The organism is Dactylosporangium sp. NPDC051485 (assembly GCF_040682015.1).
Classification (GTDB): Bacteria; Actinomycetota; Actinomycetes; order Mycobacteriales; family Micromonosporaceae; genus Dactylosporangium.
In genome coordinates, this window is the sequence record NZ_JBFAZW010000007.1 from 70,566 (window position 1) to 94,568 (window position 24,003).

At 70.6% G+C, this 24,003-nt stretch carries 23 protein-coding genes; 21 read left to right on the forward strand and 2 right to left on the reverse strand.

All coding sequences use genetic code 11. From position 1 onward, the window contains the following. Positions 1-233: 233 nt before the first annotated feature. From AB0M46_RS05610 to dprA, 11 genes are all read left to right on the forward strand, one after another. On the forward strand, positions 234-2,393 hold the full coding sequence (locus tag AB0M46_RS05610) for a DUF3560 domain-containing protein (RefSeq protein ID WP_363333125.1): 2,160 nt from the start codon (positions 234-236) through the stop codon (positions 2,391-2,393). A 203-nt stretch (positions 2,394-2,596) separates the two neighbouring features. Next, positions 2,597-3,043, forward strand: coding sequence for a hypothetical protein (locus AB0M46_RS05615; protein ID WP_363333126.1), 447 nt, complete (start codon positions 2,597-2,599; stop codon positions 3,041-3,043). Positions 3,044-3,103: 60 nt separating this feature from the next. Next, positions 3,104-4,015 carry a bifunctional DNA primase/polymerase gene (locus AB0M46_RS05620; protein WP_363333127.1) on the forward strand — a complete coding sequence of 304 codons (912 nt, stop codon included), beginning with the start codon at positions 3,104-3,106 and terminating at the stop codon, positions 4,013-4,015. A gap of 615 nt (positions 4,016-4,630) precedes the next feature. Then, positions 4,631-5,044, forward strand: a complete 414-nt coding sequence (gene ssb / locus AB0M46_RS05625) for a single-stranded DNA-binding protein (protein ID WP_363333128.1) — start codon at positions 4,631-4,633, stop codon at positions 5,042-5,044. 85 nt (positions 5,045-5,129) lie between these two features. Beyond that, positions 5,130-5,573, forward strand: a complete 444-nt coding sequence (locus AB0M46_RS05630) for a single-stranded DNA-binding protein (RefSeq protein ID WP_363333130.1) — start codon at positions 5,130-5,132, stop codon at positions 5,571-5,573. Between the two features lie 637 nt (positions 5,574-6,210). Further along, complete coding sequence (locus AB0M46_RS05635) at positions 6,211-6,345, forward strand: hypothetical protein (RefSeq protein WP_363333131.1); 135 nt, start codon at positions 6,211-6,213, stop codon at positions 6,343-6,345. Positions 6,346-6,448: 103 nt separating this feature from the next. Beyond that, on the forward strand, positions 6,449-6,991 hold the full coding sequence (locus tag AB0M46_RS05640; RefSeq protein ID WP_363333132.1) for a hypothetical protein: 543 nt from the start codon (positions 6,449-6,451) through the stop codon (positions 6,989-6,991). Next, positions 6,982-7,818 (forward strand): hypothetical protein, encoded by an 837-nt coding sequence (locus tag AB0M46_RS05645; RefSeq protein ID WP_363333133.1) that lies wholly within the window; start codon positions 6,982-6,984, stop codon positions 7,816-7,818. The genes AB0M46_RS05640 and AB0M46_RS05645 overlap by 10 nt, the downstream gene beginning before the upstream one ends. A 368-nt stretch (positions 7,819-8,186) precedes the next feature. Continuing rightward, positions 8,187-8,417 carry a hypothetical protein gene (locus AB0M46_RS05650; protein WP_363333134.1) on the forward strand — a complete coding sequence of 77 codons (231 nt, stop codon included), beginning with the start codon at positions 8,187-8,189 and terminating at the stop codon, positions 8,415-8,417. Between the two features lie 179 nt (positions 8,418-8,596). Further along, positions 8,597-9,166 carry a hypothetical protein gene (locus AB0M46_RS05655; RefSeq protein WP_363333135.1) on the forward strand — a complete coding sequence of 190 codons (570 nt, stop codon included), beginning with the start codon at positions 8,597-8,599 and terminating at the stop codon, positions 9,164-9,166. A 108-nt stretch (positions 9,167-9,274) separates the two neighbouring features. Next, positions 9,275-10,327: a DNA-processing protein DprA gene (gene dprA / locus AB0M46_RS05660; RefSeq protein ID WP_363333136.1), complete on the forward strand. Its 1,053-nt coding sequence runs from the start codon at positions 9,275-9,277 to the stop codon at positions 10,325-10,327. Between the two features lie 261 nt (positions 10,328-10,588). On the opposite strand, the gene AB0M46_RS05665 is transcribed toward dprA, so the two are convergent. Continuing rightward, positions 10,589-11,080: a hypothetical protein gene (locus tag AB0M46_RS05665; RefSeq protein ID WP_363333137.1), complete on the reverse strand. Its 492-nt coding sequence runs from the start codon at positions 11,078-11,080 to the stop codon at positions 10,589-10,591. 563 nt (positions 11,081-11,643) lie between these two features. Here AB0M46_RS05665 and AB0M46_RS05670 point away from each other — a divergent pair. From AB0M46_RS05670 to AB0M46_RS05695, 6 genes are all read left to right on the forward strand, one after another. Beyond that, positions 11,644-11,907: a hypothetical protein gene (locus AB0M46_RS05670; RefSeq protein WP_363333138.1), complete on the forward strand. Its 264-nt coding sequence runs from the start codon at positions 11,644-11,646 to the stop codon at positions 11,905-11,907. Positions 11,908-12,309: 402 nt separating this feature from the next. Continuing rightward, complete coding sequence (locus AB0M46_RS05675; RefSeq protein ID WP_363333139.1) at positions 12,310-12,474, forward strand: hypothetical protein; 165 nt, start codon at positions 12,310-12,312, stop codon at positions 12,472-12,474. A 313-nt stretch (positions 12,475-12,787) separates the two neighbouring features. Next, entirely contained in the window at positions 12,788-13,570 is a 783-nt protein-coding gene (locus tag AB0M46_RS05680; protein WP_363333140.1) for a hypothetical protein, read from the forward strand. Between the two features lie 706 nt (positions 13,571-14,276). Continuing rightward, complete coding sequence (locus AB0M46_RS05685) at positions 14,277-14,540, forward strand: hypothetical protein (RefSeq protein ID WP_363333141.1); 264 nt, start codon at positions 14,277-14,279, stop codon at positions 14,538-14,540. Positions 14,541-14,622: 82 nt separating this feature from the next. Then, a complete protein-coding gene (locus tag AB0M46_RS05690; RefSeq protein WP_363333142.1) occupies positions 14,623-14,754 on the forward strand; it encodes a hypothetical protein in 132 nt (43 codons plus the stop codon). 83 nt (positions 14,755-14,837) lie between these two features. After that, positions 14,838-14,981 (forward strand): hypothetical protein, encoded by a 144-nt coding sequence (locus AB0M46_RS05695; RefSeq protein ID WP_363333143.1) that lies wholly within the window; start codon positions 14,838-14,840, stop codon positions 14,979-14,981. Here AB0M46_RS05695 and AB0M46_RS05700 read toward each other — a convergent pair. Continuing rightward, positions 14,946-15,320 carry a hypothetical protein gene (locus AB0M46_RS05700; RefSeq protein ID WP_363333144.1) on the reverse strand — a complete coding sequence of 125 codons (375 nt, stop codon included), beginning with the start codon at positions 15,318-15,320 and terminating at the stop codon, positions 14,946-14,948. The genes AB0M46_RS05695 and AB0M46_RS05700 overlap by 36 nt on opposite strands. Positions 15,321-15,540: 220 nt before the next feature. On the opposite strand from AB0M46_RS05700, the gene mobF reads away from it, so the two are divergent. The 4 genes from mobF to AB0M46_RS05720 all read left to right on the forward strand — a co-directional run bounded on the left by mobF (position 15,541) and on the right by AB0M46_RS05720 (position 23,850). Beyond that, complete coding sequence (gene mobF / locus AB0M46_RS05705; RefSeq protein ID WP_363333145.1) at positions 15,541-19,860, forward strand: MobF family relaxase; 4,320 nt, start codon at positions 15,541-15,543, stop codon at positions 19,858-19,860. A 191-nt stretch (positions 19,861-20,051) separates the two neighbouring features. Beyond that, entirely contained in the window at positions 20,052-21,293 is a 1,242-nt protein-coding gene (locus AB0M46_RS05710) for a dsDNA nuclease domain-containing protein (protein WP_363333147.1), read from the forward strand. After that, entirely contained in the window at positions 21,290-21,898 is a 609-nt protein-coding gene (locus tag AB0M46_RS05715; protein WP_363333149.1) for a hypothetical protein, read from the forward strand. Before AB0M46_RS05710 ends, AB0M46_RS05715 begins: the two co-directional genes overlap by 4 nt. After that, positions 21,895-23,850, forward strand: coding sequence for a hypothetical protein (locus tag AB0M46_RS05720; protein WP_363333151.1), 1,956 nt, complete (start codon positions 21,895-21,897; stop codon positions 23,848-23,850). Before AB0M46_RS05715 ends, AB0M46_RS05720 begins: the two co-directional genes overlap by 4 nt. Positions 23,851-24,003: the final 153 nt, after the last annotated feature.

Consider the following 24,003-nt stretch of genomic DNA (forward strand, 5'->3'; position numbering starts at 1 on the left):
GTAACCGCCACCAGCCCGTTCCCCCTCCGACGTCTGACCGCCCGGCAGCGCGTAGCCCCACCAGCACGGATGGTACTGAGACCGCCGTCATCGGTCGTCGCCCGCAGCCGCTCCAACATCCCCATACCCCCGGCCCCACCCGAGCTCAGCTCAGCCCACCCCGAGTCGCCCGTCCGCGCCCCGCGCCGGCCGGGCGTTTTCCATTTCCGGCCACCGCAGCGAAGGGACGCAGCATGGCGACACTCGTCATCACCCACACCCACGCCGACGGCACGATCCTCTCCGGTTCCAGCCGCGGGGACGGCGTGTACGACATCGCCCGCCGCCACGGGTTCACCTACCGCCCCGAGCCGGGGATCCACATCCGCGGGTCGCGGGACCGCGACGCCCGCCGCCGCAACATCGAGGCGTGCGCCGCGGACCTGCGCACGGCCGGCCACACCGTCGACATCGACATCAATAACACGCCCCGCACAGCCGCCGAACGCCGGACCGCCCTCGACGAGCGCGCCGACGACCGCGTCGAGCGGCTGACCGAGCGGGCCGGGAAGGCCACCGCGGAGTCCGACCGGCGCACCGCGGCACGGCACGCGATCACCGACGGCATCCCGTTCGGTCAGCCCGTGCAGCCGCCCGGGCACCACTCCCGCAACAGGCACCTGCGCGCCCTGGACCGTGCCGACACCCACCGGCAGAAGGGCGTCGAGGCCGCCGAGAAGGCCGAACACCTGACGTCGCGGGCCGCCGGTGCCGTCGCGCACGCCGCGCACCGCAACGACCCGCCCGCGATGATGCGCCGCATCGAGACCCTGCAGACGCAGCGCCGCGGCTACGCCCGCGAGCTGGAGGGCTACACCCGCGAGCACCGCAACGGCGCCGGGGAGATCATCTACCGGGACGAGTTCCCGCCCGCGACCGGCGGGCGTGCCGAGGATCTGCGCCGGTGGGACGCCCGCGACGCCGAAGAGGTCACCTACCTGCGGGAGCAGCTCGCCGCGCTGGCCGGCGCGGGCACGTTCGTCGCGTGGACACCCGAGCACTTCGTCAAAGGTGACGCGCTGAAGGTGTCCGGGCACGGCTGGTACGTCGTGACCCGGGTCAACAAGAAGTCCGCGAGCCTGGACACCGACGGCGCGTGGCCGCGCACGATCACGTGGGACAAGGTCGCCGGACGCCGCCGCGACGGCCTGCAGTGGGACACCCCGCACGGCGAGCCATGGCCGGTCGAACTGGCGCAGCGCGTCGCCCGCTGGGCCCGCCTGACCCGGTCCGCGTCCCGGCAACGCGACTATCCGGTCGGGTCACCGCAGTGGTGGGAGGCATCCCATGTCGCCACCGCGGTCCGCCTGGTGCACGGCCTCCTCAACGACGCCCCGGCCGCGCAGGTCGACGCGATCCGCGCCAGCATCACCGGCACCGACGCGACCCGGGCCCTCGCCTCCGCGTACCTGGCCGTGTGGGAACGGCTCACCGCCGGCGAACTGGTCCCGGACATCGCTGCCACCCTCACCCCGATCACCGGTGCGCCGGCCTGGTCGCTGCCGGTCGGCGTGGAACCCGAGACCCGCCGCGCCGGGCCCGGCTGGCCGCACACCAACCGGCCGCTGGTCCAGGTCGGGGACCTGGTCGCCGGGATCTACGACCGGGGCGGCACGGACGGACGGCACCTGCACACCCACTTCTGCGGCCCGGTCAGCGCAGTGTCGCCCGTCAACGACCGGCGCGAACGCGGCGAGTTCGTCACGATCACGCTCGCCGGAGGCGCCTGCGAAACCCTCGACGTGACGCGGTGGCTCGCCGTCCACCCGGCCGGCACCTGGGAGCACCCCGCCGCCGTCGATCACGCCGCCGACCATGCTGACGGTCACACCGACCGCGCCTGTGCAGTGGCCGTCAACGGTGAGGCGGCGCCGCCGGGGCTGGTCGTCACCAGCACCGGCCGGTGCCCTGCGTGCGGCGCTGTCGCCGCCGTGGCCGGTGTCCTGGCCTGCGCGTTCTGCGCGGACTGCCAGGCCACGGTGCCGCTGCAACCGGTCGAGCGGTTGGGTGCGGGCCCGTACCCGCATCCGCCGGTCACCGTGACGACCCCGGACGGGCCGGTCACCTACCGGCCGGGCGACGGGACCGCACCGGCTACTGCTGTGCGGATCATCCGCGGGCCGCTGCCGCCCGCACCGACCGTACGGACCTGCGACGTCGGCGGCGAAGACCTGCCACGCGACCACATGTGGTGGCTGGTAGCCATCCACGACCCGACCAACCCCGACGATCGGCACGCAGCATGCGCCGCCCACACCGGCGTCGACGCGATCACATACCTGCCTCCGATACACGCCGACCCGGGCAGCGGCATCGCGGATACGGCAGACGGCGAGCCCATCGCCGCGCGGTGAGCGTCGCCGTCCCGCCTGGACCGTCACCGCGCTCGAACTGCGCACCGTGCCGCACCTGACCTCCCGCCGCCGGCCCGTCCACTTCCCGGCTCGTCCCTCCCGGAACGCCCGGTCCGCGCTCGCGTGGGCCGGACGTTCGCCGTCCACCGCGTCCTGCGCCTGCCCCAGCCGGGGCGCGCATCGCCAACCTGGAAGGAACCCTGATGTCAGAGCACGAGTTCGTGATCGGTGACCGCGTCATCTGCGACCCCGCCCAGACCCCGCCACGCCTGCACGGTGTGGTCTATGTGATCGACCGGTTCGGTCCCGTCAACGCGATCCTGTCCCGGCCCGACGGCGGTCAGGGCCTGCGGATCCACCCGTCGGCGCTCCTGCCGGCACCCGCCGCCGGCACCGCGGTGGTGACCAACGTGCCGTTGCCGCCGCCGCCGCTGGATCTCGGCTCGGTCGTCACCGTCGCATCACCGCGCTGGACCGGCGGCACCGACCTGCACGTGGTCCTCGCCGACCACGGCGACACCGTCAAGCTCGTCCGGCTCGGCGGCAACGGCGGCCGGTACTGGCCGAAGGTGCCCCGCGCCTGGCTCACGCCCGTGGCAGCCGACGCGCTCAGCGCCGCCGTCGCCCCGCGCACCGGCACAGCCCGGTGACCCGTCACAGCCTGCGCTGCCGCACCGGGCGCAGGCACCCGACTGTGCAAGGAGAACCCGATGACCACCACAACGACGACAGCGCCCGCGCCGGGCGGTCTGCTCGACGCGGCGCTGGCCTACGCCGCCGCCGGCATCGCGGTCATGCCGCTGCACACCCCCGACCCCGTCCATGGCTGCAGCTGCCGCGACGGCGCTGACTGCGGCTCCCCGGGCAAGCACCCGCGGCTCAAGCACGGCGTCCTGGACGCCTCCACCGACCTGACCCGCCTGCGAGCCTGGTGGCGGCGGTGGCCGGACGCCAACGTCGGCGTGGCCACCGGCACCATCCTGGACGTCTGCGACGTGGACACCAACGACGGCCTCCGCGCCGTCCTGGACGTCCTGGACGTGGTCCGGCCCGCCGGGCCACTCGTGCGCACCGGCAACGGCTGGCACCTGTGGTTCGCGGCCTCCGACCTGCCCAACCGGGTCGGGATGCTGCCCGGCGTCGACTGGCGTGGCCGTGGCGGGTCCGCCGTCGCACCGCCGTCACGGCACCCGGCCGGGCGCCGCTACACGTTCCAGCAGCCCTGGACCGCAACCGCGGACCTGCCCGCTTGCCCGCCCGTCCTGCGCCGGATCGTCCTGCCACCTCCACCCCCGGCACCTGCGGCACGGTCCGACATCGCCGACCTGGACCGTTACACCCAAGCCGCACTCACCGGCGAGGTCGCCCGGATCCGGGCAGCGCCACGCCCGGTCTACCGCAGCGGCGAACGCATCACCGGCGGCGGCCGCAACTGCGCCCTGCACCTGGCCGCGTTCCGGCTCGGGCAACTCGCCGCCGACGGCGCCCTCGACCGGAACACCGTCTGGGCCGAACTGACCGACGCGGCCCTCGCCGTCGGTCTGGGCCAGGCAGAGGTACGCCGCACCATCGCGTCCGGATGGCAGGCCGGCCTCGGCCGGCCCCGGACCAGACCCGGCTGATCCGCAACCCTGGCCGGGTCGTTCGCCGGACCTCCGCGGGCCGCACCGAGCCGGTGCGGCCCGCCGCGACGCCCGCACCCGGGCGCGCAGACACCGCCGCAGCGAAGCCCGCCACGCATCCGGTGCGCGGCAGCACCCGCGGCGAACAGCACACCACACCGCAGCCGAGCCCGCCCGCCGCACCGCTCGGACAACGGCAGTACCGGCCGCCGTCCCGGTCGTCGCAGACCGTCCGGCCGGCGCAACGAACGCGGCAGCCCGCAACGCGGGCCTCGTCGTCAGGTCGAGCGGACGCCGGTTATCCGCCAGCCGCCCGGCCGACAGTCTCCAGTGGCAGGCCGGATACAGGCGACCCGTGGATCGCCGGAGGCGCCACTTCTGAAGGGACCCAGGTCAGCCCACCCGTGCCAGGGGCGCTGAGCCCCCTTGCCAAAACATCTTGGCGGACACGTCTCGCTCCGCTCGACGCCAAGATCTTTTGACCGGTGGCTTGCACCCCCGGCGTGGGCGGGCTCTGACCGGACCCGTCAGAGCGGCACCCCAGCACCCGGATCACCTCTTCGATCCGGTCAACCGGGACCGCGCAGCCGAGCACCGGATCGGAGCACCGTCACCATGTTCGACTTCAAGTTCGAGGGCAACCTCGCCGCCGACGCCGAGTTCCACTTCACCCCCACCGGCAAGGCCGTCACCACCCTCCGGGTCGCGCACAACACCCGCCGCCGCAACGCCAAGGGCGAGTGGTCCGACGGGCCGACCATGTGGGTCCGCGTCACCGCCTGGGAGAAGCTCGCCGAGAACACCTCCGAGCTGCGCAAGGGCGACACCGTCATCATCGACGCCCGCGACGTGACCGCCCGCGCGTACCTCAACGAGGGCAAGGCCGAGGCGCAGCTGGAGGCCACCGCCAACACCGTCGCCCTCTCGATGCGGTACGCGGGCGCCACGTCCACCCGCGGCGCCAAGACCACGGCCGACGACGAGGACCGCTGGAGCACCGAGAACCTCCGCGAGCCCGAGCACGTGTAGCCCGCCCACCCGGGGGGCCGGTCACCGCCGGCCCCCGGATCGGTCCCGCACGCCCCGAACGCACTCGCCGAGCTTGGAGTCCACTGTGCAGTTCCACGTCACCATCGAAGGCCGGCTCACGACGTCCGCCATGAGCGGCGCCACCCGCAACGGCCACGAATACGTCACCTTCACCATGATCCACCGCAGCCGATACCGCGACAACAACGGCAAGTGGGTCGACGGCAAGGCCATGGAGTTCGACGTCATGTGCTGGGGAGAACTCGCCGGCCGCGCCCGCCACCTCACCCGCGGCGACGTCGTCACCGTCGAATGCGGACAGCTCCTGCCCTACATCAACGACGACGACCTGCCCGCCCTGAAGGTCCAGGCGCGCAACATCTCCATCAGCATGCGGTTCACCGACGCGCAGCCGGTCAAGGGACCCCGATCCCGGCGCGGCGACCTCGTCACCACCGCCGACGGCGAGAAGGTCACCGCCGACACCTACCCCGAGGTCGTCACCGACCGGGAACTGCAGCACCACTAGCCGAACCGGATACAGGCCGGCCGCGATCGACCGCGGCCGGCCCCGGCAGCCGACGCCGGCATGGAGCCTCGCACCGCCGATCCCGTCCATCGCCGCCACATCCGCCCGGCCGCATCAGCGGCCGGCCCACGGCGCCGCCATGGCGGCGCCGCCCGGCACATCAGTGAAGGGAACATTGGATGCCCAACCAACCGACCCGTGACGTCGAATACGCCGCCGGGTCCATGCACATCCACTGCCGCACCATCGTCTTCGGCTGCATCACCGACGACGGACCGGTCACCATCGGCATCATCGTGGACGAGGAGGTCCTCGCCTCCGACATCGCCCGGGTCATTGCCGGCCTGGCCCTGCTCGCCGGCGACCACGCCGAACTGGCCGAACTCACAGCGGAACACGGCCGCCGCGACCGCGACGGTGTCAAGGCGTCCCCGGCACGCGACCCGCGGCCGTCGACAGCACTCGCCGCCCAGCACCCGGTACCGGCCGTCCCGTTCGACCTGCTGCGCACGCCCGCGGAACGCGCCAGCGACCAGCTACCGCTGTTGCCGCCGCGGCCCGGCGGGCCGGGATCGAGTACCGCGAAGGGACGGTCGCCCACCACGGCGGCCAGTACGTCGCACCGGGCCGGCGGGTCGTGGCCGGCACCTGGCGCTACGCCTCGCCCGAGGTCTGCGCCGACGACCGCCGCACCGGCGTGTGGATCGGGCCGCCCGACCGCCAGGACGAGCAGGTCGTCGTCTGCGTCTCCTGCGGCCTCGACGGCACCTGACCGGCGTGAGCCACACCGTCGGGGGCCGTGACCCACACAGTCGCGGCCCCCGACGCGTACCCGCCCCGCCCGAGCTCGGCCCAGCACACGGAGGTATCCGCTCATGAAGCCATCACGCCCACGACCCGATCTGCTCCTCGCCCGCGCCGAAGCGCACGGCATCGCCGAACTCGCCGGTCAGGTCTGCTACCGCTACGACCCCAAGATCGCCAGTGGGACCGGTCACGCGAGCCCCGGCGACGTGCTCAGCCCGATGTTCGAGCGACCCGACGGCGTCTACGACCGCTACGCCGATCTGGACGTACGCGCCAGCATCGACACCGGCGGCATCACCGGCGACGGGCGCTGCTGGGGCTGGCGGCACGGATACCGGCCCCGCACCGTCGAGCTGCCCCGGGCACAGAGCATGACCGCGTTCCTGCGCCACCTCGGTCGGCAGCTCGAAGCCCTCGATACGCAGCTCGGCCAGCCCACCAGCTTCGCCGACTACGTGGCCCGCTTCGCCACCGCACTCGGCATCAGCCGCTACGCCGTCTACAGCCCGAAGCTACGCCCGGACGGCACCCACTGGATCTGGCTCGACACCGACGGCATGCGTGACTGGGTCCACCACCACGAGCGCCCGGAGCCGACGCCATGGCCATGACCACGGTCAGCCCGAACCCGGCCCAGACTGTGCCGGCCAGCCCCAACACCGATGCAAATGAGATGCTGCACGTGGTGCAGTTCTCCGGCGGGATCGGCTCGTGGGCGACCGCGATGCGCGTCGCCGCCGAACACGGCACCGACCGCCTCGTCCTGCTCGCGGCCGATACGAAGGTCGAGGATCCGGACCTGTGGCGCTTCGTCCGTGAAGCCGCTGCGCACCTCGGCGTCACGCCGGTCGTCGTCGCTGACGGCCGCAACCCCTGGCAGGTCTTCGCCGACCAGCGGTTCATCGGCAACAGCAGAATTGCTCCCTGCTCCCGCGTCTTGAAGCAGAAGCCGTGCCGGGACTGGCTCACCGCGAACGCCGACCCGGCCACCACGGTCCTGTACGTGGGGATCGACTGGAGCGAACAGCGCCGCACGCCGGCGATCGAGCGTGGCTGGCAGCCGTGGACGGTGCGGTTCCCGATGTGTGAACCGCCGTACCTAACGAAGGCGCAGATGCTGGAGTGGGCCCGCGCCGAGGGCATCGAGCCACCCCGGGCCTACGCGGAAGGCTTCAGCCACAACAACTGTTTCGGGGCGTGTGTGCGAGCCGGGCAAGGGCAGTGGCGGCACCTGCTCGCCGTCGCCCCCGAGCGGTTCGCCGCCGCCGAGGCCGAAGAGGAGCGCCTGCGCGACGAGCTCGGCGATGTGGCGATCCTGCGGGAACGACGCAAGGGCGTCAGCCGGCCCTTGCCGCTGCGCGAGCTGCGCCGCCGTGCCACCGCCATCGCTCCGCCCGAGCGCGGCCCCGATGCTGCGGCGACGAACCGCAGCGCGTAACGGCCGCAAGATCGGGTGGGCCTGGACCTCGCGGCCGGACATTGCGCCGCGCCCGGCGTGCATGCGCAGCACGGCACTGCCGCGCTGCCGGGGCCTGGGATCGCAGCGGCAGTCGGAGACGACCGCTGCGGAGGGACACAAAGGTCAGCCCACCCAGACCGGGGACAGCTAAGCCCCGTGCAGAACATCTTGGCACCCATGTCTCGCTCCGCTCGACGCCAAGATCTTCTGCCCGTTGGGCTTGCAGCCCCGGCCCAGGGCGGGCTCTGACCGGCCCCGTCAGCGCGGCACACCGACGCCCCGGGATTACCCGAACCGGCGCCCAAGCAGGTGAGCCGCAACCGCAACGCCCGATGGGAGCCCAACACATGACCTCCACCGCAGGCCCCGAGCACACCGACACCACCACGCCCGCCGCGAACACCAACCGGCACGTCGCCCGGCACGCGGCCCCCCAGGGCCAGCACCGTCACACCCGCGCCGCCGCCGAACACGCGCTGCACATGGGCAAGCACGTCGCCGCGCTCGTCGGCCTGCACGTCGCCGCGCTCGGCGTCATCGACAAGACGCCGCTGCTCGCACTGCTCTCGCTGCACTGACACCGCCCGGTGGGGCGCCGCACCGCGGCGCCCCACCACCGTGCCCGCCGTCGCGCCCATCCGCGCCGGCCGCACGGCTGGCGGCCACCTCGCCTCCGAACCAGCAGCCCGCCGGTCACCTGGCCGACCGGGCCGCTGCCATGCCCTGTCGCCGACCGGCGACACGAAAGGAAACCAACATGAGCGCCTGGATCGTCGGCACCGACCACCTCGACCTCCTGCTCACCGCCGCAACCGAATGGCAGATCATCAGCCCCGAACTCGCCGATGAGACCGGCCGGATGCTGTGGGCGGAAAATCTCGCCAGCGTCGCCTATCTGTACCCGCACGACAGCGACGGCGACCGCCCCGCCCCGGACGACTTCAGCGACCACGACGTCGACCGCTACCGCTTCCACCGCTACCCCGGACGCATCGACCCCGAGGTCGTCGCGACCGCAGCCAGGTCGCTCATCTACCAGTCCTGCGAACACCCCGGCTGGCCGGCCAGCGCCGCCTGCAGCTGGACCACCCACCTGCGCGACCAGGCCGCCGCTCGGGTCCCCGCCTACGTCGAGGAGTTCGGGCCGGTCGACCCCGCGCGCCAAGCCCCCGGCGATCGCAACTGGTACTTCGTCATCGACCAGCACGGCCACCGCAAGGTCAGCAGCAGCGACGCCTGGGCCGTGCCCGACCGGGACGTCTTCCACCGCGCCGCCGCACTGCGCGTCGCCCCGGACCACCCGGCGGACACCCCGGCAACACCCTGACCCGGCAGCGACGGCCGGCGGCACTGCCCACCGAACCGTCCGAACCGTCCGAACCGTCCGATCCGGCCGCCCCTGCACGCCCATTGACAGCCAGCCAAGGAGAAGCCGATGACCACCGACCGCATCGCCTACCTCGTCCTCGCCCACCTCACCGAACCAGGCAACCACGAGCTCGGCGCCCTCATCCGCAGCACCGGACCCGCAGCGGCGCTCGACCGCGTGCTGCACGGCCACGACCTCAGCCCCGCACTCACCGACGCCGTCACAACCCGACTCGCCGCCAGCGGCCTCAGCCCCACCACCGCGCACCGTATCGCCGCCACCATGCAGCACCGCGCCGACCAGCTCGACGCGCGCATCGTCACCCCGGCCGACGAGGAATGGCCGGCCACGCTCGACCACCTGAGCACGATCACCGACGACACCGACCCGCACCACCGCAACGACGGACCACCGCTGTGCCTGTGGGCGCGCGGACCGCGAGGCGTCGCCGAGACCCTGACGCGATCGGTGTCGATCGTCGGTGCGCGGGCCATGACCGGCTACGGCCAGTTCGTCGCGTCGGAGTTCGCGCACGGGCTCGCGGAGCGGGGATGGACGATCGTGTCCGGTGGGGCGCTCGGCATTGACGCCACAGCCCACCGCGGGGCGCTCGCTGCAGGCGGCCGGACGGTGGCGGTGCTCCCGTGCGGCATCGACGAGGTGTATCCGGTATCCAACTCGGCCCTGTTCGAGCGGATCCCCGAGGAAGGGCTCCTGCTGACCGAGTGGCCGCCCGGCACCCGACCGCACCGCGCACGCTTCCTGTCCCGCAATCGCCTGATCGCGGCATCGCAGGGCACCGTCCTGGTCGAGGCCGCATCACGCAGCGGGGCCCGCAGCACCCTCGGGTACGCCCGGCTGCTCCAACGCTCCGCGATGGTCGTACCCGGACCGATCACCTCCGCAATGTCGGTCGGCTGCCACCTCGAGCTCCGGCGGCCGGGCACCGTGCCGGTGACCCAGGTCCAGGAGATCATCGACGAGGTCGGCGGCACCGGCGAACCGGCGCCGCTACCAGGGCGTGACGCGGTCCAAGGGCGTGCCCGACCCGTTGCAGGCCCGCATCCTGGCGCTGCTCAGGACGCACAAGGCCACCTCGACGGAGCAGATGGCCGCTGAGGCCGCGGCCAGCGGCCACGACGCCCGGCCGACCGTGCAGCCGCTGGCCGGTTCACATTCGTCGTGTCCGGCCGGACGGCTACCAGCGCAGTGGCGCCCCGGGGAACTGTCGCCGGTAGCGCCGACTGACACCGTCCCCGGCGCCGCAGCACAGCACACCGCCCACGACGGGCGTCGGGCCCGCAGGCACTGGAACGTCGCGTACGGCCACGACCCGTTGTCATCGCCGTTGGCCAGCCATTCGGCGGGCACCCCGTCCCGCTACATGGTGCGGAACCAGAGCCAGTCGCCCATCCCCGGCACCTTCAGGCCGAGCGTGTTCAGCGCCTGGTCAAGGTCCGCATCCCACTGCGAGCCGTTGGTGATCCACATGCTGGGTGGCGGATCGTCGTCGCAGTCCACCACCGTTTCAAGAAGCACCAGTGCATACCGCGGCGCGAGTGCGCCAGCCCGGACCCGCTCCACCTCGTCGACGGCCAGCCGCCCGGCCGGCACTGGCGGTGCTGCCGTCTGCGGCGCCCAGCCGGCCGGGGACAGGTCGACAACCGTGCTCACGGTGAACCCGTGTTCCGCACCGAACTCGGCGTCGAGCTGCAGTTCGGCGCCAGCCGCGAAATCATGGCCAGGGACCGTCTCATCGAACCAGGGCAGGCGCACCTGCTCTGCACCGCTGTAGCCGACCAGGTTCCAGGAGCCCGGCCCACCGAGCACGACGCCGTACGCGATATGGGTGAAGATCGGCGGCAGTGACATGGAGCTGACGCTATCGGCCGCGTCGTACGCGGGGCCAGAGCCAGATCCGTTCGAACGAACCCTGCAGTGGTCCTCCGAACGGCTGCCCGACGCTGATGCGGCACCAGCCGGTGGCAGGTCTGCATCGGGACTGTCTCACCCGTGCTGCCACTGAGCGATCACCACACCGGCGCCCACCGCGTCAGGCCGCTCCGGAAGCTGCCACGCCCGCCGGAGCACCCGCCGGTCGCACGGCGTCGACCGGCGCTGCGGACCTCAGATCGATCGAACGCCAGGGCGCTGCTCGCCGGCAGCGCATTCGGGCGGAGCCCGCTCCAATGGATCCGCGACGGCTTGCCGGGAGCGAGCTCCCGCGAGCACCGGACCGCGATGCCCCGCAGGCTCACCGCCGCCGAGCGGCGCCGTGAGGCCCTACCCGCTCGTCGTGCAGCTCAGCCGCGCGAGTGATGACGCCGTGCCCGGCGCCGCAGGACCGCAGGTGCGCTGCACCACCTGACCATCCTCAACCCTCATCAGCCCCGGCCACCGCCGGGGCTTCAGTCTGCGCAAGGGAGGCACCATCCATGGCACCGAAGGATCTGCCCGAGGGCCTGGCAGAGCCAGACCTTCAGGTCACCTACGTCAGCGGCCCGCTGCCGCGGTGCTCGCTGCACTGGGAGCTACGGCACGTGACAGTCGAAGCCGCCTACGACGGCAAGACCAAGTACGGCCCCTGGGCCTACATGTGCGTGCACTGCTTCGTCGACCACGGCGTCGGACTGGGTACCGGACGCGGCCAGCGTCTGCTGCCCGGGCCACGCCCCACCGGGACGGCGGCGCCCGAGTAAGCACGCCTGACCCGCCGCAGCCGCCCGAGCTGCAGCATGGACACATCAGCGACCGCCATCCGCCGTAGCTGACGAGCTGAGGTGCAGGAGGCGCTGCCGACGCACACCGCACGGCGCCGCCAAGCCGGCGTGGAGCGCGGGCAGGCCGAGCGCGGACCGGGGCCACGCCCGGCAGCCCCAAGCGATGACCGGACAGACCGGCACCTGCCAAGCACCGCCCCCAACGGCCCGGCCCGGCTTGCTTCGCCGCGCCGGCCGCTGCGCTGCCGACCCGTAGTAGGACTGGCCTACGGCCTGCCTGCCAGACACCGGCCGACCGGTCCCACCCAGGACCGCCAGCGCGGCACCGCCCCGCACCACCGGGCCTGCCGCACCTTCCACACCGACCAGGAGGTCACCGCCGTGGGCAGCTACTTCGAGATCGCCGAACCGCACCCCGACGAGCAGCACAAGTCGCGCCGCACCGACGCGCACATCGTCACCGTCGGCAAGAAGGAGCACTACGACCTGCGCTCCGCCCGCGACGCCGCCGAGTACCGCATCGTCCTCGGCTACAGCAAGCGCTGAGCCACCCGCGCACGGGCCGGCCCCGCGCGGGGCCGGCCGCGATGCAGCGCTCCCGACACGAAGACCTGCCGACCGGCCGAGCCAGCCCACCACACCCGGCCCACGCACGGCGTCATGCCCACCGCCGCGGCGCCGCGGCACGGTCGACCGAGCCGCCGACAGCCCGGTACAGTAGATCGGTATCGGCCCTCGCCTTCGGGCAGGCTGGTTTGGGTAATGGTGGGCGGGGTGTGCTAACACTCCACGAGTGATCCCCGTCCACCGCCACCCATCTCCCGCGGCGGAACACCGACGTTGATAGGACCGCCACGCCGTGCTGACCAAGCCCATCCGCGGCCACGAGTGCACCGACCGTGCCGGCGTCGCCGAACTCCTCGGCCGCGGCATCCAGACCGTCAAGTACCTCGCCGCCGACCGCGCCACCACCGGGTTCCCCCAACCATTCGACGTCGAACTCACCGGCCGCGGCGTACGCACCAACGCCGACGGCACCAAGACCGGACGCGAGTGGTACCGCGTCGACCAGATCCTCGAATTCAAGACCGAATACCTCACCAGAGTCGCCGAAGCCGGCCAGCCGCGAAGCCACGGCGCCAAGCTCGAAGGTGACCCAGCCGAGCTGCTCGACCCGGCAGCGTTTGCGGCCTTCCTGCGCATCGGCGGCGGCACGTTCAGCCGCTACGTCAACGACAGCAAAGCCACCTGGCACGCCTACTGGACCGCCGCCCGTCACGCCACGCTCGACGGCAACCAGCTCGTCGTGCACGCCACCGCCGACAGCGGACGGTTCCTGGTCACCGACGATGGCGAGACTTTCGAGCTCGACACCGATGTCCACGATGCCTTCGCCCGCCACGGCGGTGTATGGCAACCCACCCTGCCCGGCTACACGTTCCCCGGCGATGCCCGCGAAGCACTGACCATCCTGCTCGCCGGCGACGACTTCTACCTCCCGCCGCCGGACGAGCGGCAGCACGGCAGAGGCGGCATCCACCGGCGGTGGCGCGGCGACACCGCGCAAACCTTCGCCGACAAACGTGACGGCTCCGCAGCATGGCCGCGGCGCCGGCGCCGGCGCACACCACAAGCGCCATGAGCGCGAGTCCATCAGGCCGAGCTACGCATCACCTCGGCAACGCGCCGGGCTCCGAAGATCGGCGCCACGAGCCGTCGCCCTGACACACCGCCGGCGACTTCCGCAACGTGACCGGCCTGGCCGCATCTGGCCACGGTCCGCCCGGCTCATCGTCCGCAGCTCCCGCGGGACTCGGGCCGGGGCCCAGCATCCGCTGGCCCTGGCCCTGCGACTCCGCGGATAGTTCCGCCCGCACCAAATCCGTCGTGCACCCGGCCGCCGGCGGACCCAGTCCCCGGTCACACGCGCCGAAGTTCTCGGGACTCCGTCCCGAACCCAGCGCCTCGCCGGCGAGGCAGCCTCCGAGATGGCCCAACCACGACCGGCCCTGCACCGCCCGAGGGTGGGTGCCTCGCGCTCCGGGCCATCCCGCCGCCTGACCCCAAGGGGTATGCCACACCGCGCGGGCGGGTGCAAGCGGGCGGCTTTTTGCTCGCTTGCACCCGCCCACCCGGCGCGACACATCAAAGATCAGACGACGAGATAGCCCTCCACACGAGACACAAACTCCGTAGAACCTGCCGCTACGCGGCACAACAAACCCCGCCCCACCTGCGGAAACATCGCATCAACACTGGTCAACACCCGCATTATCATGTACTATTAAACCAGGTCGTTAGCACCGGCCAAACCCAAACCGGCAACCCCGCACCGAAGGAGCCACCGCGTGACCCTCGCACTCACCACCACAAACCTCATCACCCTCGGCGACCAAGCGATCATCGCCTACCACCTCGGCGACACCGACGCCTACCAAGCCGCCCTCAACCAGATGCACGACCACGGCTGGGGCCACTACGTCGACGTCATCGCCGCCATCCTCACCGGCGACACCCCGCCCAACCCCGAGGACTTCCCCGAGTACTACGCCGGACCGGTCACCGTCACCGCCGACGACCTGCAGACCTTCCACGGCGAGCCGCCGTTCTAGCCGCCCCAACGGCGCCGGGCGAACCACGCCCGGCGCCGCCCGGACCCCGAACGGCCAGCCACCGCGAAAGGACGCGCACGCCATGACGCAGCCAACCAACCCCGAGCCGACCAACACCGACCGCAACCCCACCAACTGGGCCCCCTGGATCTTCCTCGCCGCATACGCCCTCGGCCTCATCCTCGGCATCCTCGACGCCATGAACGGCCGCTGATCGTTCACACGGCCGCCGTGCGAGACAATCGACCCGCACGGCGGCGCCACCGCCGACCGCCCACCACAACCAGGAGACGCCCCATGGTCCAGCCACCAGACCCCACCCGCGACAGGATCGGCCACACCATCGTGCGCGGCAACTGGGTACTCATCGGCGCCGGGATCCTCGCCGCCGTGGCCGCCCTCGGGCTACTCGCCGCCGCTCTCATCATCGGCCGCCCCTGAACCACCACGCGGCCGAACATCCCGCACCACAGCCGCCGCAGCCCGCACCGCCGCACGGTCCGCCCGCCGCCGCGCCGCCCGCACCTCCACCACCGGCACATCAGCCGTAGCCGCCGCCGTACCGTCGCCGACCAAGTCGGCCAGCACCACGAGCGCAACGTCCAGCGCGGCGCGTGCGTCCGCCTCATCGGCGCCCAGCTTCGCCAGCACCGCCACACGCCGCGCCACCACCGCCGACACGTCAGCCTGCGCCCGGCCGACCACGCCCGCCGCCCGCCGCTGCGCGGACTGCACCTCCCGCAGCCGCGCCACCGCCGCATTCACGCCACGACTCGCCATAGGCACACCGTAAACAGGCCGCCGTCATTGCTGCCACATGTTGAGAACGCGCAAACTCACGCTATCCAGTGGTGTCTATTAGCGCCATCTCGCTACAACGGGTGCGAGCAGCGCACCGTTTGTTGGTGGGTAGTGGCCGGGGTCCGTTGTAAGGCTTTTTTGGGGCACACCACATGGCATTAAAATGTCATCAGGTCAGTTGATCTTGTACGTTTGCCGCATGCTTTCCGTCGTCAGAATCGCACCCGGCGACGGCATCCGCTACCTCATCGACCAGGTCGCCACCGGCCGGCACGACTTCCGCAAAACCCCTGAAAACGCCGCCGTGGCGTACATGGCCGACGCCACCGCGCACGGCGAAGCACCCGGCTGGTGGGCCGGGCAGACCCGCGAACTGTTCGGCATCAGCGGCATTGTCGACCCCGAACACCTGCACCGACTCATCGGCAAAGGCCAGCATCCGGTCACCGAAGAACAGCTCGGCCGGATGTGGCGCATCTACCAGCCGATGACCGACGAATACCGCGCCGCCGCATACGAAAAGGCCCTCGCCAAACTGCCCGCCGATGCGACCGTGGAACAGAAGGCGAAGCTGTGGAACGACATCCACCTGATGCCGGAACGCAAGGCAGTCGCAGGGTTCGACGTCACCGTTTCCATGGTGAAAAGCGGATCCCTGCTGTTCGCGTTCGGTGACGACCGGGTCAAGTCCGCGGTGATGGCCGCACAGCACGCGGGCGTCCGCGCCGTCATCGAGCACCTGCGCGCCCACGGCGCGTTCACCCGAACCGGGGTCAACGGCGTCGTCCAGATCGACACCGACGGGCTCGCGGTCGCGGTCTTCGACCACCGCATGTCCCGCGCCGGTGATCCGCAGATCCACTCCCACATCGTCATCTCCTCGAAGGTCCGCACCACTGACGGCAAGTGGCTCGCCCTGGACAGCAAAGCCTTCTACCAGGCCACCATCGGCGCGCGGATCGCCTACGACCGCGCCGTCGAACACGAGCTGCACCAGCGGCTCGGGGCCCGGTTCGCGGCCCGCGAAGGCTCCCCGATCCGGGAGATCGTCGGCATCACCATGGCCTCGATCCGGCACTACTCCAAGCGCCGCACCGCTATCGAAGCCAACGTGGCCGGCGCCAAACCAGCCGGGATGCGGGTGCCCGACTCGCGGTGGCGGCGGGTCGCGCAGATCGCCACCCTACGCACCCGCGCCCCTAGAGACCTGCCCGAGTCGACCCGGGAGATGGAGCAGCGGCTGCGCCGCGAGGACGCCGCCGCCGGCCTGTCCACGGCCGCTGATGTCCGCCGGGTCGTGGCCGGCCGCGTGTCCGACGACGTCCATGACCTCGCCGTCCGAGCCCTGAGCGTCGCCCGCCGCGTGGCCACCGATCCCGTCCGGCTCACCGAGACCGACGTCGACGCGGCGTTGCAGCGCCTCGGCGTCCACGACGACCGGCGCCCAGCGGTCATCAACGCCGCGGTGCGCCTCGACGAGCACCTAGCCGTCGAACGGGCGGTCGCCAACCTCGCTGAGGAGCGGGCGGTGTTTCGCCTCGACCACGTCGAACTGCACGTCGGCCGCGTACTCGGCCTCGCCCCGGACTGCGATCGACGCGTCGATTGGCGGCGGGTACAGCGGCTCGCCGCGGAAGCGGTCCGCACCCACGCCGGCGGACTGCGGGTGCTCACCCCGCCCGAACTCGTGGATTGGGATCCGACCCTCATCCGCCCCAGCGACGGCCAGGGCGTCTACACCCGCCACCGCGACTTGCACCTGTCCACCCGCACGGTCCTGGGCGCAGAAAACGAAGTCATCGCCTACGCCGCCCGCACCGGCGCTGCCCCCGCCTCTGCAGAGCTGCTCGACGATGTCGCCGCCGAGCTCGACCTCAGCCCGGACAAGGTCGCCGCCCTGCACCATGTCATCGGCGACGACCGGCGCGTCACCGGCGTCATCGGCCCCGCCGGATCCGGCAAAACGTTCATGCAGAAGGCCGTCGCCGTCGCCGCAGCACGCGCCGGCATCCCGGTCCTCGGTCTCGCTGTCGGCCAGCACGCCGCCGACGTCCTCGCCGACGCCACACGCACCCCCGACGGTACCGTGATGCGCACCGAAAACGTCGCCATGTGGCTCCACTCCCAGCACACCCCACCCGCCGGGACGAGCACCGAGGAGCACTGGAGCTTCAAACCGGGGCAGTGGCTCATCCTCGACGAGGCGTCCCAAGCCTCGTCGCTGCAACTCGCCGAACTCGTTCGTCTCCTCGACAAGGTCGGCGGAAAGTTGATCCTCGTCGGCGACCCAGAGCAGGTCTCCGCGGTCGGTCCGGGCGGGCTGCTGCGTTACCTCGCCGGGCTCGGCCTCACCGCCGAACTCGCCGACCTGCGCCGCTTCACCAACCCGTGGGAAGGCCCCGCATCGCTGCGGCTCCGCGAAGGCGACATCACGATTTTGGTCGAGTACGAACGCCGCGGCCGCATCATCGCCGGCGCCCACGACGACCTCATCCCGCAGATGCTTCCCGGGTGGGCCGGCGACACGCTCAACGGCCTGGACAGCCTCCTGCTCGTCGAAACCCAGGCCGAAGCCGCCGACCTCGCCGCCCAGGCCCGAACCCTGCTCATCCAAGCGGGAATCGTCGAGCGCGGCCGGACTGTCGCGCTCGCCGACGACAACCGGGCCAGCGTCGGAGACCGGATCGTCACCCGCCGCAACGACCGCCGCCTCGAAACCGAGACCGGGTTCGTCGCCAACCGCGACACCTGGCGCATCACCGCCATCAGCCCGCGCGGCGAGGTCGAGGCCGTCAACACCCGCACCGACGACGCGGTCGTGCTGCCCGCCGAGTACGTCGCCGTCCACGTTCAGTTGGCCTACGCCTCCACCGTCGACGCCGCCCAAGGCCGCACCGTCGACACCGCCCGCAGCCTCATCGACGAAGCCACCACCCGCGGCCGGCTCTACGTCATGGCCACCCGCGGCGCCCTCACCAACCTCCTCTACGTCATCACCCACCACCGCCCCGAAGAAGCCCACCACCGGCAGACCCCCGGCGCTGGCGTGGCCACCCTCGCCGAAATCCTCACCACCGACACCACCGACACCACCGACCGCTCCGCCACCGAAACCGAACAACGTCTCGCCGCCGACCACGACTCGCTTAAGGCCTGGGGGCCGATCTTCGACGACCTCATCGGCCGCACCGACGTCGCCGAACACGCCGCCACCATCGCCAAGGTCGCCGGACGCCACCACCCCGACCCCAGCAGCGCCGCCGCGGCCCGGACCGCGACCACCGCCAGCCGAATCGCCGCCCGCCTCGTCAACGACCCCGCCCTGCCCGCCCTCACCTACCGGCTCAGCCAGCTCACCGCCGCCGGTTACGACCCAGGCCAAGTCCTCGACGCCGCAGTCGCCTGGAGGGAACTCGACACCGCCCAGGACATCGCCGCCGTGCTGACCTGGCGCGTGGAAATGATGTACGCAACCGCACTCGCCGACCCGCGCGCCGCCACCCGGCCCGACCAAACCCTCACCTACACCGACCGCGTCCCAGCCACCGCCACCGGCGGTCTCCGCGACGCCCTCGAACAGGTCGCCGGCGTCGCCGACCGGCGCATCGCCGGCCTCGCCGAACTCGCCGCCGCCCTCCAGCCGACCTGGACCGCAGCGCTTGGACCGGTCCCCGACGACGAGCACGGCCGCGCCCAATGGATCGGCCGCGCCGCCGTCGTCGTCGCTTACCGCGACCGGCATACCGTTCCCCGCGACGAGGCCATCGGACCCGAACCCAGCCACCGTGACGCCGCCCGCTGGGCCGCCTGGCACCGGGCACGTATCGCCCTCGGCGTCGCCACCGTCGCCGGCCAAGTCGCCGCCGCACCCGACCACGAACTCCGCGAATGGGTCGCTCTCCAGCGCGCCGCCGACCGAACCGCCCCGGCGTACGTCGGCGACGAACTGCGCGCCGCACACCTCCAGTTGGCCGCCGCCGAACACCGCGTCGACGACCTCCGCCAGCGGTTGGCCGCAGCCGAGTCCGTCGCCGAGCGGCTCCGCACCACCGCACCGGCCCGCGCCCCGCGGTGGCGGCGCGCCAGCACGATCGACGCGCAGACCGCCACCCGAACGGCCAACCAGCAACGCGCCGACGACCGCGTCGACCGGCTCACCGCCCGCCTCGACGACGCCGACCGCGTCGTCGCCGACCGGCAGACCGCTGTCGACCGCCTCGAGGACCGACACACCACGTGGACGACCAACTACGAGCACACCCTGCCCATGCGGTACCTCGGCCTCGCCGCCACAGCCGAACAAGCACGCCGCGCCCACGCAGCAGACCGCAGATCTGATGAGCTCCGGGCAGCGGTGAAAGCGGTCACCGCCAAGGTCCACGCCGTTGACGACACCCGACCCAAACCGCACACCGAACCCGTCGACACACGGCTTCCGCTGTACGCCGACGCGGGGCGTGAACGCACCGACGAAGCCATTGGCGACGTCGACGCGGATATCGCCAACGTTGAGCTGTGAGCACCAGGCGGACCTGTCGCCGTTTGAAATTGACATGCAGACGCAACCGGCTCGTGCGAGCGGGCCATCGATTTGGGGGTCGCTTTCCGCCGATGAATATGGATACGATCACGCACAGATGGTCAATGGTTCGACCACGGTCCGTAACCAGAAGCTGGAGCCGCCAGCGGCGCGCCGGAGGTGCAGGGCGAGTGACAGGTACGGACGAAACGGCGGGTCAAGGCTTGCAAATGCTGGCTGCCGTTGCCAGCGTCGCCAGCGACCCGCACGGCATCGATACCTTCGCGCGCTACGTCTGGCAGGCCAAGCAGGCAGTCCGGCAATGGCTGACGTGCCTGCAACTCGCCGACGGACCTGCGTTCTTGGTGTGCGAGCACGTCGAGGATGTCGCCTTGGTCTATACCGACAGAATCCGGTTCGTGCAGCTCAAGACTCGCGATCGAGGATCGTGGAGCGCCTCGGCGATGTGTGATCGTGGACTCGACGCTCTGGTCCGCTCGTACACCGCGGCCCGCAACGCCGGCCTGCATGAAATCTCCACCTTCGAACTGTGGTTCGAAGGTCCGATCTCCGACAGAGCAGATACAGAAGCCTTCGTGCACGTGCCAGCGAGCGCCAGCAGCACGATCAAAACAAAGATTGTAAAACTTGGCCTCCGCCGTGGATGGCTCCCCGACTTCCTGCAGCGGCTGGTCATTGCGCCGAACCAGCCGACCCGCAGCGACATCGACGCGAAGGCAATCTGGGAACTGAGCGCACTCTGGCCGGGTCTGACGCGGCCAGAGTTGGCGCAAACGTACGAACGACTACTCGACATGGTCGTCAGTGCTCAAGCGGCTGCAGCCGCGCCTGCATCGATCCAAGCGCACCTTGCTGTGGCACGACCATTCGTCGGTCGGGACCTACCCGAGCCTCACGATCCAGGCGGTGCTGCCTTCAATGCCATTCGAAATCAGGTCCTGAGCCACGCCACGCTCGTGGCCCTGACGCCGCCGCAGCCAGGGGCGTCCGTTGAGCAGTTGTTGGCTCGCATCTCAGCCGGCGACGCCGCTTCTCTCCTTGAGCTGAAGATGACTTCTGCGGGCGCCAGTTCGGAGACTATCCACCGCACGCAAGGAATGCGTGCCGACATGGAGGTCGAGCGGCAGCTGCTGCTGGCCAGCCGCGCGAACGCGGAAGCCGACCTGGAGCGGCTGGCGGACCGGCTCCTCAACGTCGCACATGCCACCGCCGTTAAGGTCGCGATGTTGGCCGGAAGTAACCCGGCCGCCGCCGGCCGACCAGCTGAGGTGATCGCGGCAGATCTGCTCAGCCGGCCCTCGGATTTGGCAATTTGCGATCGTCAAGGGCTGTTTGATCGCGATAGTCAGCTAATCTTCGGATACCTCGGTCACCTGTCCGATGTGTGCCGCTTCGGATGGCGAGCGGCATGACGGTCACCGTCACAGCCTCGGGAACCGACATGGGCGCAGGCCCGCCACCAGCTCCGGCGACACCATCGGCCCGGGAACGATTCCGACCGTCACGAGAGGCCGAGGCTCGACTCCTTTTGCTCATCGACGCCTTCAGCCTCAAAGCGAACGGAACGGTCAGATACCTCGAAGGCCGGGTAAAGCTCGCCAAACTCGACTTCCTCCTGCGCTACCCCAAGTATCTGCAAAGGGTTCTGCTGGCCCGAGGAGTCGGACCCGAGCAAGCGGCCAGCGTCGACCCAGACGAGGCACCTCTGGACGCGCGGATGGTGCGCTACCGCTACGGGCCATGGGATCCGTCGTACTACGCGGTACTCGGATCGCTTATCGGCCGCGGCCTGGTCGAGGTCGCACCGCTCTCCGGGAGCGCAGGGTTCGGCTACCGCACCTCAACGCTCGGTGCGCAGCTCGCCGCCGACCTCCGAACCGACGAGAGCTTTGCTCGCATCACCGACCGCCTCCGGCTGCTCCGACGGTACCTCGACAAGTCCGGAAACGTTTTGAAGAACTACCTGTACGAGCTGCCCGAGATCGCCGATGCCGCCTGGCACGAGGACCTGACGTGACAACGCCACCGAACGAGACCGACGCCGCCGGTTCAACCAACCCGCATCTCCTAGAGATTGCCAGGGTCGATCTCGTCGGCGGCGGACGCAGCGTCAACTTCCGGCCAGGGCTCAACATCATCCTGGGCGACATCACGACGGGCAAGACAACCCTCGTACGACTCATCCGGGCAATGCTCGGCACCATGCCAAGCGGTCTTCCACCGGAGGTCGACTACATCCAGGCCATCCGCGGCCACGTCACGCTCGGCGGCAGCGCCTGGCAGATCTACCGACCTCGAACCACGACGAGCGATGCGCTTGTCGAGGTCAGCGAGGAGCATCCGGACGCCGAACATGAACCAATCTCATTGCGGCTACCTGTCGCCGGGAACAACCGCTCGTACAGCCTCTTCCTTCTGGACCGCCTCCAGATCCCCGCTGTCAGCGTGCCGCAGGCCCGAACGGAACCGACCGGGACACTCACACCAGTCACCATGACCGACTGGCTCGGCTACTGCATCGTGACCGGTGATGAGCTGGACACACAGGTCTTCGGCCATCAACGGCACTGGCGCGACGTCAAACGTCGATGGGTCTTCCAGCTGGCGTACGGCTACTACGAGCCCGAGCTCGCCCGACTCAACGCCGATATGCGGCAAGTCGAACTTCAGCTGGCTGCCCTCGACCAAGACGCCGCAATCCGGGCCAGGTTTCTGGCCGACACCCCGTTCTCCAACTTGGACCACCTGGCCCTTCAGCTCGCCACCCGGGAAGCAGAGCTCCTGCAAACCATCAGCCAGCGCCAGCGGCTGGGCGCCGCCGCCAGCGAGATTCCAGGCGTCCAAGAGCTCCGTCAGACGCTCCTCGCGACTCGCGCCCGAGGCGCCGAAGTGGCCGACCGACTCCGCCGGATCGAGGCCCAACTGATCGATCTGACCGACCTCCGACGACAGCTTTCGACCCAGTCCGCGCGGTTGACCCGCGCGATCGTCGCCGATGAGTGGCTCGTCGACTTCGACTTCATCGTGTGTCCCCGGTGCGGAAACGATGTCAATGCCGGCCGCACCGACCCGCATCTGTGCTACCTCTGCCTCCAGCAACCACGGCCTGCGACTTCGCAGGCCCAGCTACTCACCGAGCAGGATCGAATCGCAAGCCAGATCAAGGAGACCGACGAAGTCATCACAAGCCGGGAGGGAACCCGGCAGCAGCTCCGACTTGAGACCCAGCGTTTTGATCGTCTTGCGTCCGAACTTGCTGCGCGGCTCGACCAGCAGACCCAGGCGTTCGTGTCCGACCGGGCAAGCGAAATCGAGCACTTCGCCGCCGAACAAGCCCGGGTTGAAGGCGAGATCAAACGTCTTCGCGAGTACATCGATTTGCTGCAACGTCACCAGCAGCACATGTCAGGACGGGAAGCGCTCGAGGCGCGACGCGACGAACTCGCCGCACAGATCAACAGCCGCGAGTTGAGCCAAACCGACGCCGAAGCAAACGTGGTGGCACTCGAGCAACGAATGCTCTCCTACCTGCGCGAACTCCACATCCCCAACCTCGGCCAGGAACTCACTGTCAAGATCAATCGGACTACGTACCTCCCCGAGATCACCGGACGGACCTTCGACGAGCTGTCCAGCCAAGGACTCAAAACCCTGGTCAACATTGCCCACGCGCTGGCGCATCACACGGTCGCTATTGATCGTGGCCTACCACTGCCTGGGTTGCTCATCCTCGATGGCCTGTCCGCCAACGCCGGACACGAAGGGTTCGACCTTGCCCGCGTCCGCGACGTGTACCGCCTTCTCGGTACCGTTGCCGAGCAGTATCAGGGCGCTCTACAGATCGTCGCCGTCGACAACGAGCTTGCACGAGGCATCTTGCTTGAGTTCGCCGCGTACGTCGTGTTGACCTTGACACAAGACGACCGTCTCATCAGAATCCCGCTCGCCGCCGAGACGGTCCCTGAATAGAAGCACAGGCGCCGGCTGGATAACCGGCGTGGCTCAACCGGTCAGGGCTGGCATCCCTGGGGGCGATGGTGCTTCGACGCCAACGCCGACGCCGACCCCGACGACAGCGGCACGGCTGGAAGCCGTGTTGCGCCCAGTTCAGGCTTGCCGGCA

What these genes read in the sequence shown, in the direction of transcription:
- AB0M46_RS05650 (WP_363333134.1), top strand. Translation starts at nt 8,187, where the DNA reads ATGACCTCCACCGCAGGCCCCGAGCACACCGACACCACCACGCCCGCC.
- AB0M46_RS05695 (WP_363333143.1), top strand. Translation starts at nt 14,838, where the DNA reads ATGGTCCAGCCACCAGACCCCACCCGCGACAGGATCGGCCACACCATC.
- AB0M46_RS05670 (WP_363333138.1), top strand. Translation starts at nt 11,644, where the DNA reads ATGGCACCGAAGGATCTGCCCGAGGGCCTGGCAGAGCCAGACCTTCAG.
- AB0M46_RS05610 (WP_363333125.1), top strand. Translation starts at nt 234, where the DNA reads ATGGCGACACTCGTCATCACCCACACCCACGCCGACGGCACGATCCTC.
- AB0M46_RS05715 (WP_363333149.1), top strand. Translation starts at nt 21,290, where the DNA reads ATGACGGTCACCGTCACAGCCTCGGGAACCGACATGGGCGCAGGCCCG.
- AB0M46_RS05645 (WP_363333133.1), top strand. Translation starts at nt 6,982, where the DNA reads ATGGCCATGACCACGGTCAGCCCGAACCCGGCCCAGACTGTGCCGGCC.
- ssb (WP_363333128.1), top strand. Translation starts at nt 4,631, where the DNA reads ATGTTCGACTTCAAGTTCGAGGGCAACCTCGCCGCCGACGCCGAGTTC.
- dprA (WP_363333136.1), top strand. Translation starts at nt 9,275, where the DNA reads ATGACCACCGACCGCATCGCCTACCTCGTCCTCGCCCACCTCACCGAA.
- AB0M46_RS05615 (WP_363333126.1), top strand. Translation starts at nt 2,597, where the DNA reads ATGTCAGAGCACGAGTTCGTGATCGGTGACCGCGTCATCTGCGACCCC.
- AB0M46_RS05700 (WP_363333144.1), bottom strand. Translation starts at nt 15,320, where the DNA reads ATGGCGAGTCGTGGCGTGAATGCGGCGGTGGCGCGGCTGCGGGAGGTG.
- AB0M46_RS05665 (WP_363333137.1), bottom strand. Translation starts at nt 11,080, where the DNA reads ATGTCACTGCCGCCGATCTTCACCCATATCGCGTACGGCGTCGTGCTC.
- AB0M46_RS05690 (WP_363333142.1), top strand. Translation starts at nt 14,623, where the DNA reads ATGACGCAGCCAACCAACCCCGAGCCGACCAACACCGACCGCAACCCC.
- AB0M46_RS05655 (WP_363333135.1), top strand. Translation starts at nt 8,597, where the DNA reads ATGAGCGCCTGGATCGTCGGCACCGACCACCTCGACCTCCTGCTCACC.
- mobF (WP_363333145.1), top strand. Translation starts at nt 15,541, where the DNA reads ATGCTTTCCGTCGTCAGAATCGCACCCGGCGACGGCATCCGCTACCTC.
- AB0M46_RS05640 (WP_363333132.1), top strand. Translation starts at nt 6,449, where the DNA reads ATGAAGCCATCACGCCCACGACCCGATCTGCTCCTCGCCCGCGCCGAA.
- AB0M46_RS05620 (WP_363333127.1), top strand. Translation starts at nt 3,104, where the DNA reads ATGACCACCACAACGACGACAGCGCCCGCGCCGGGCGGTCTGCTCGAC.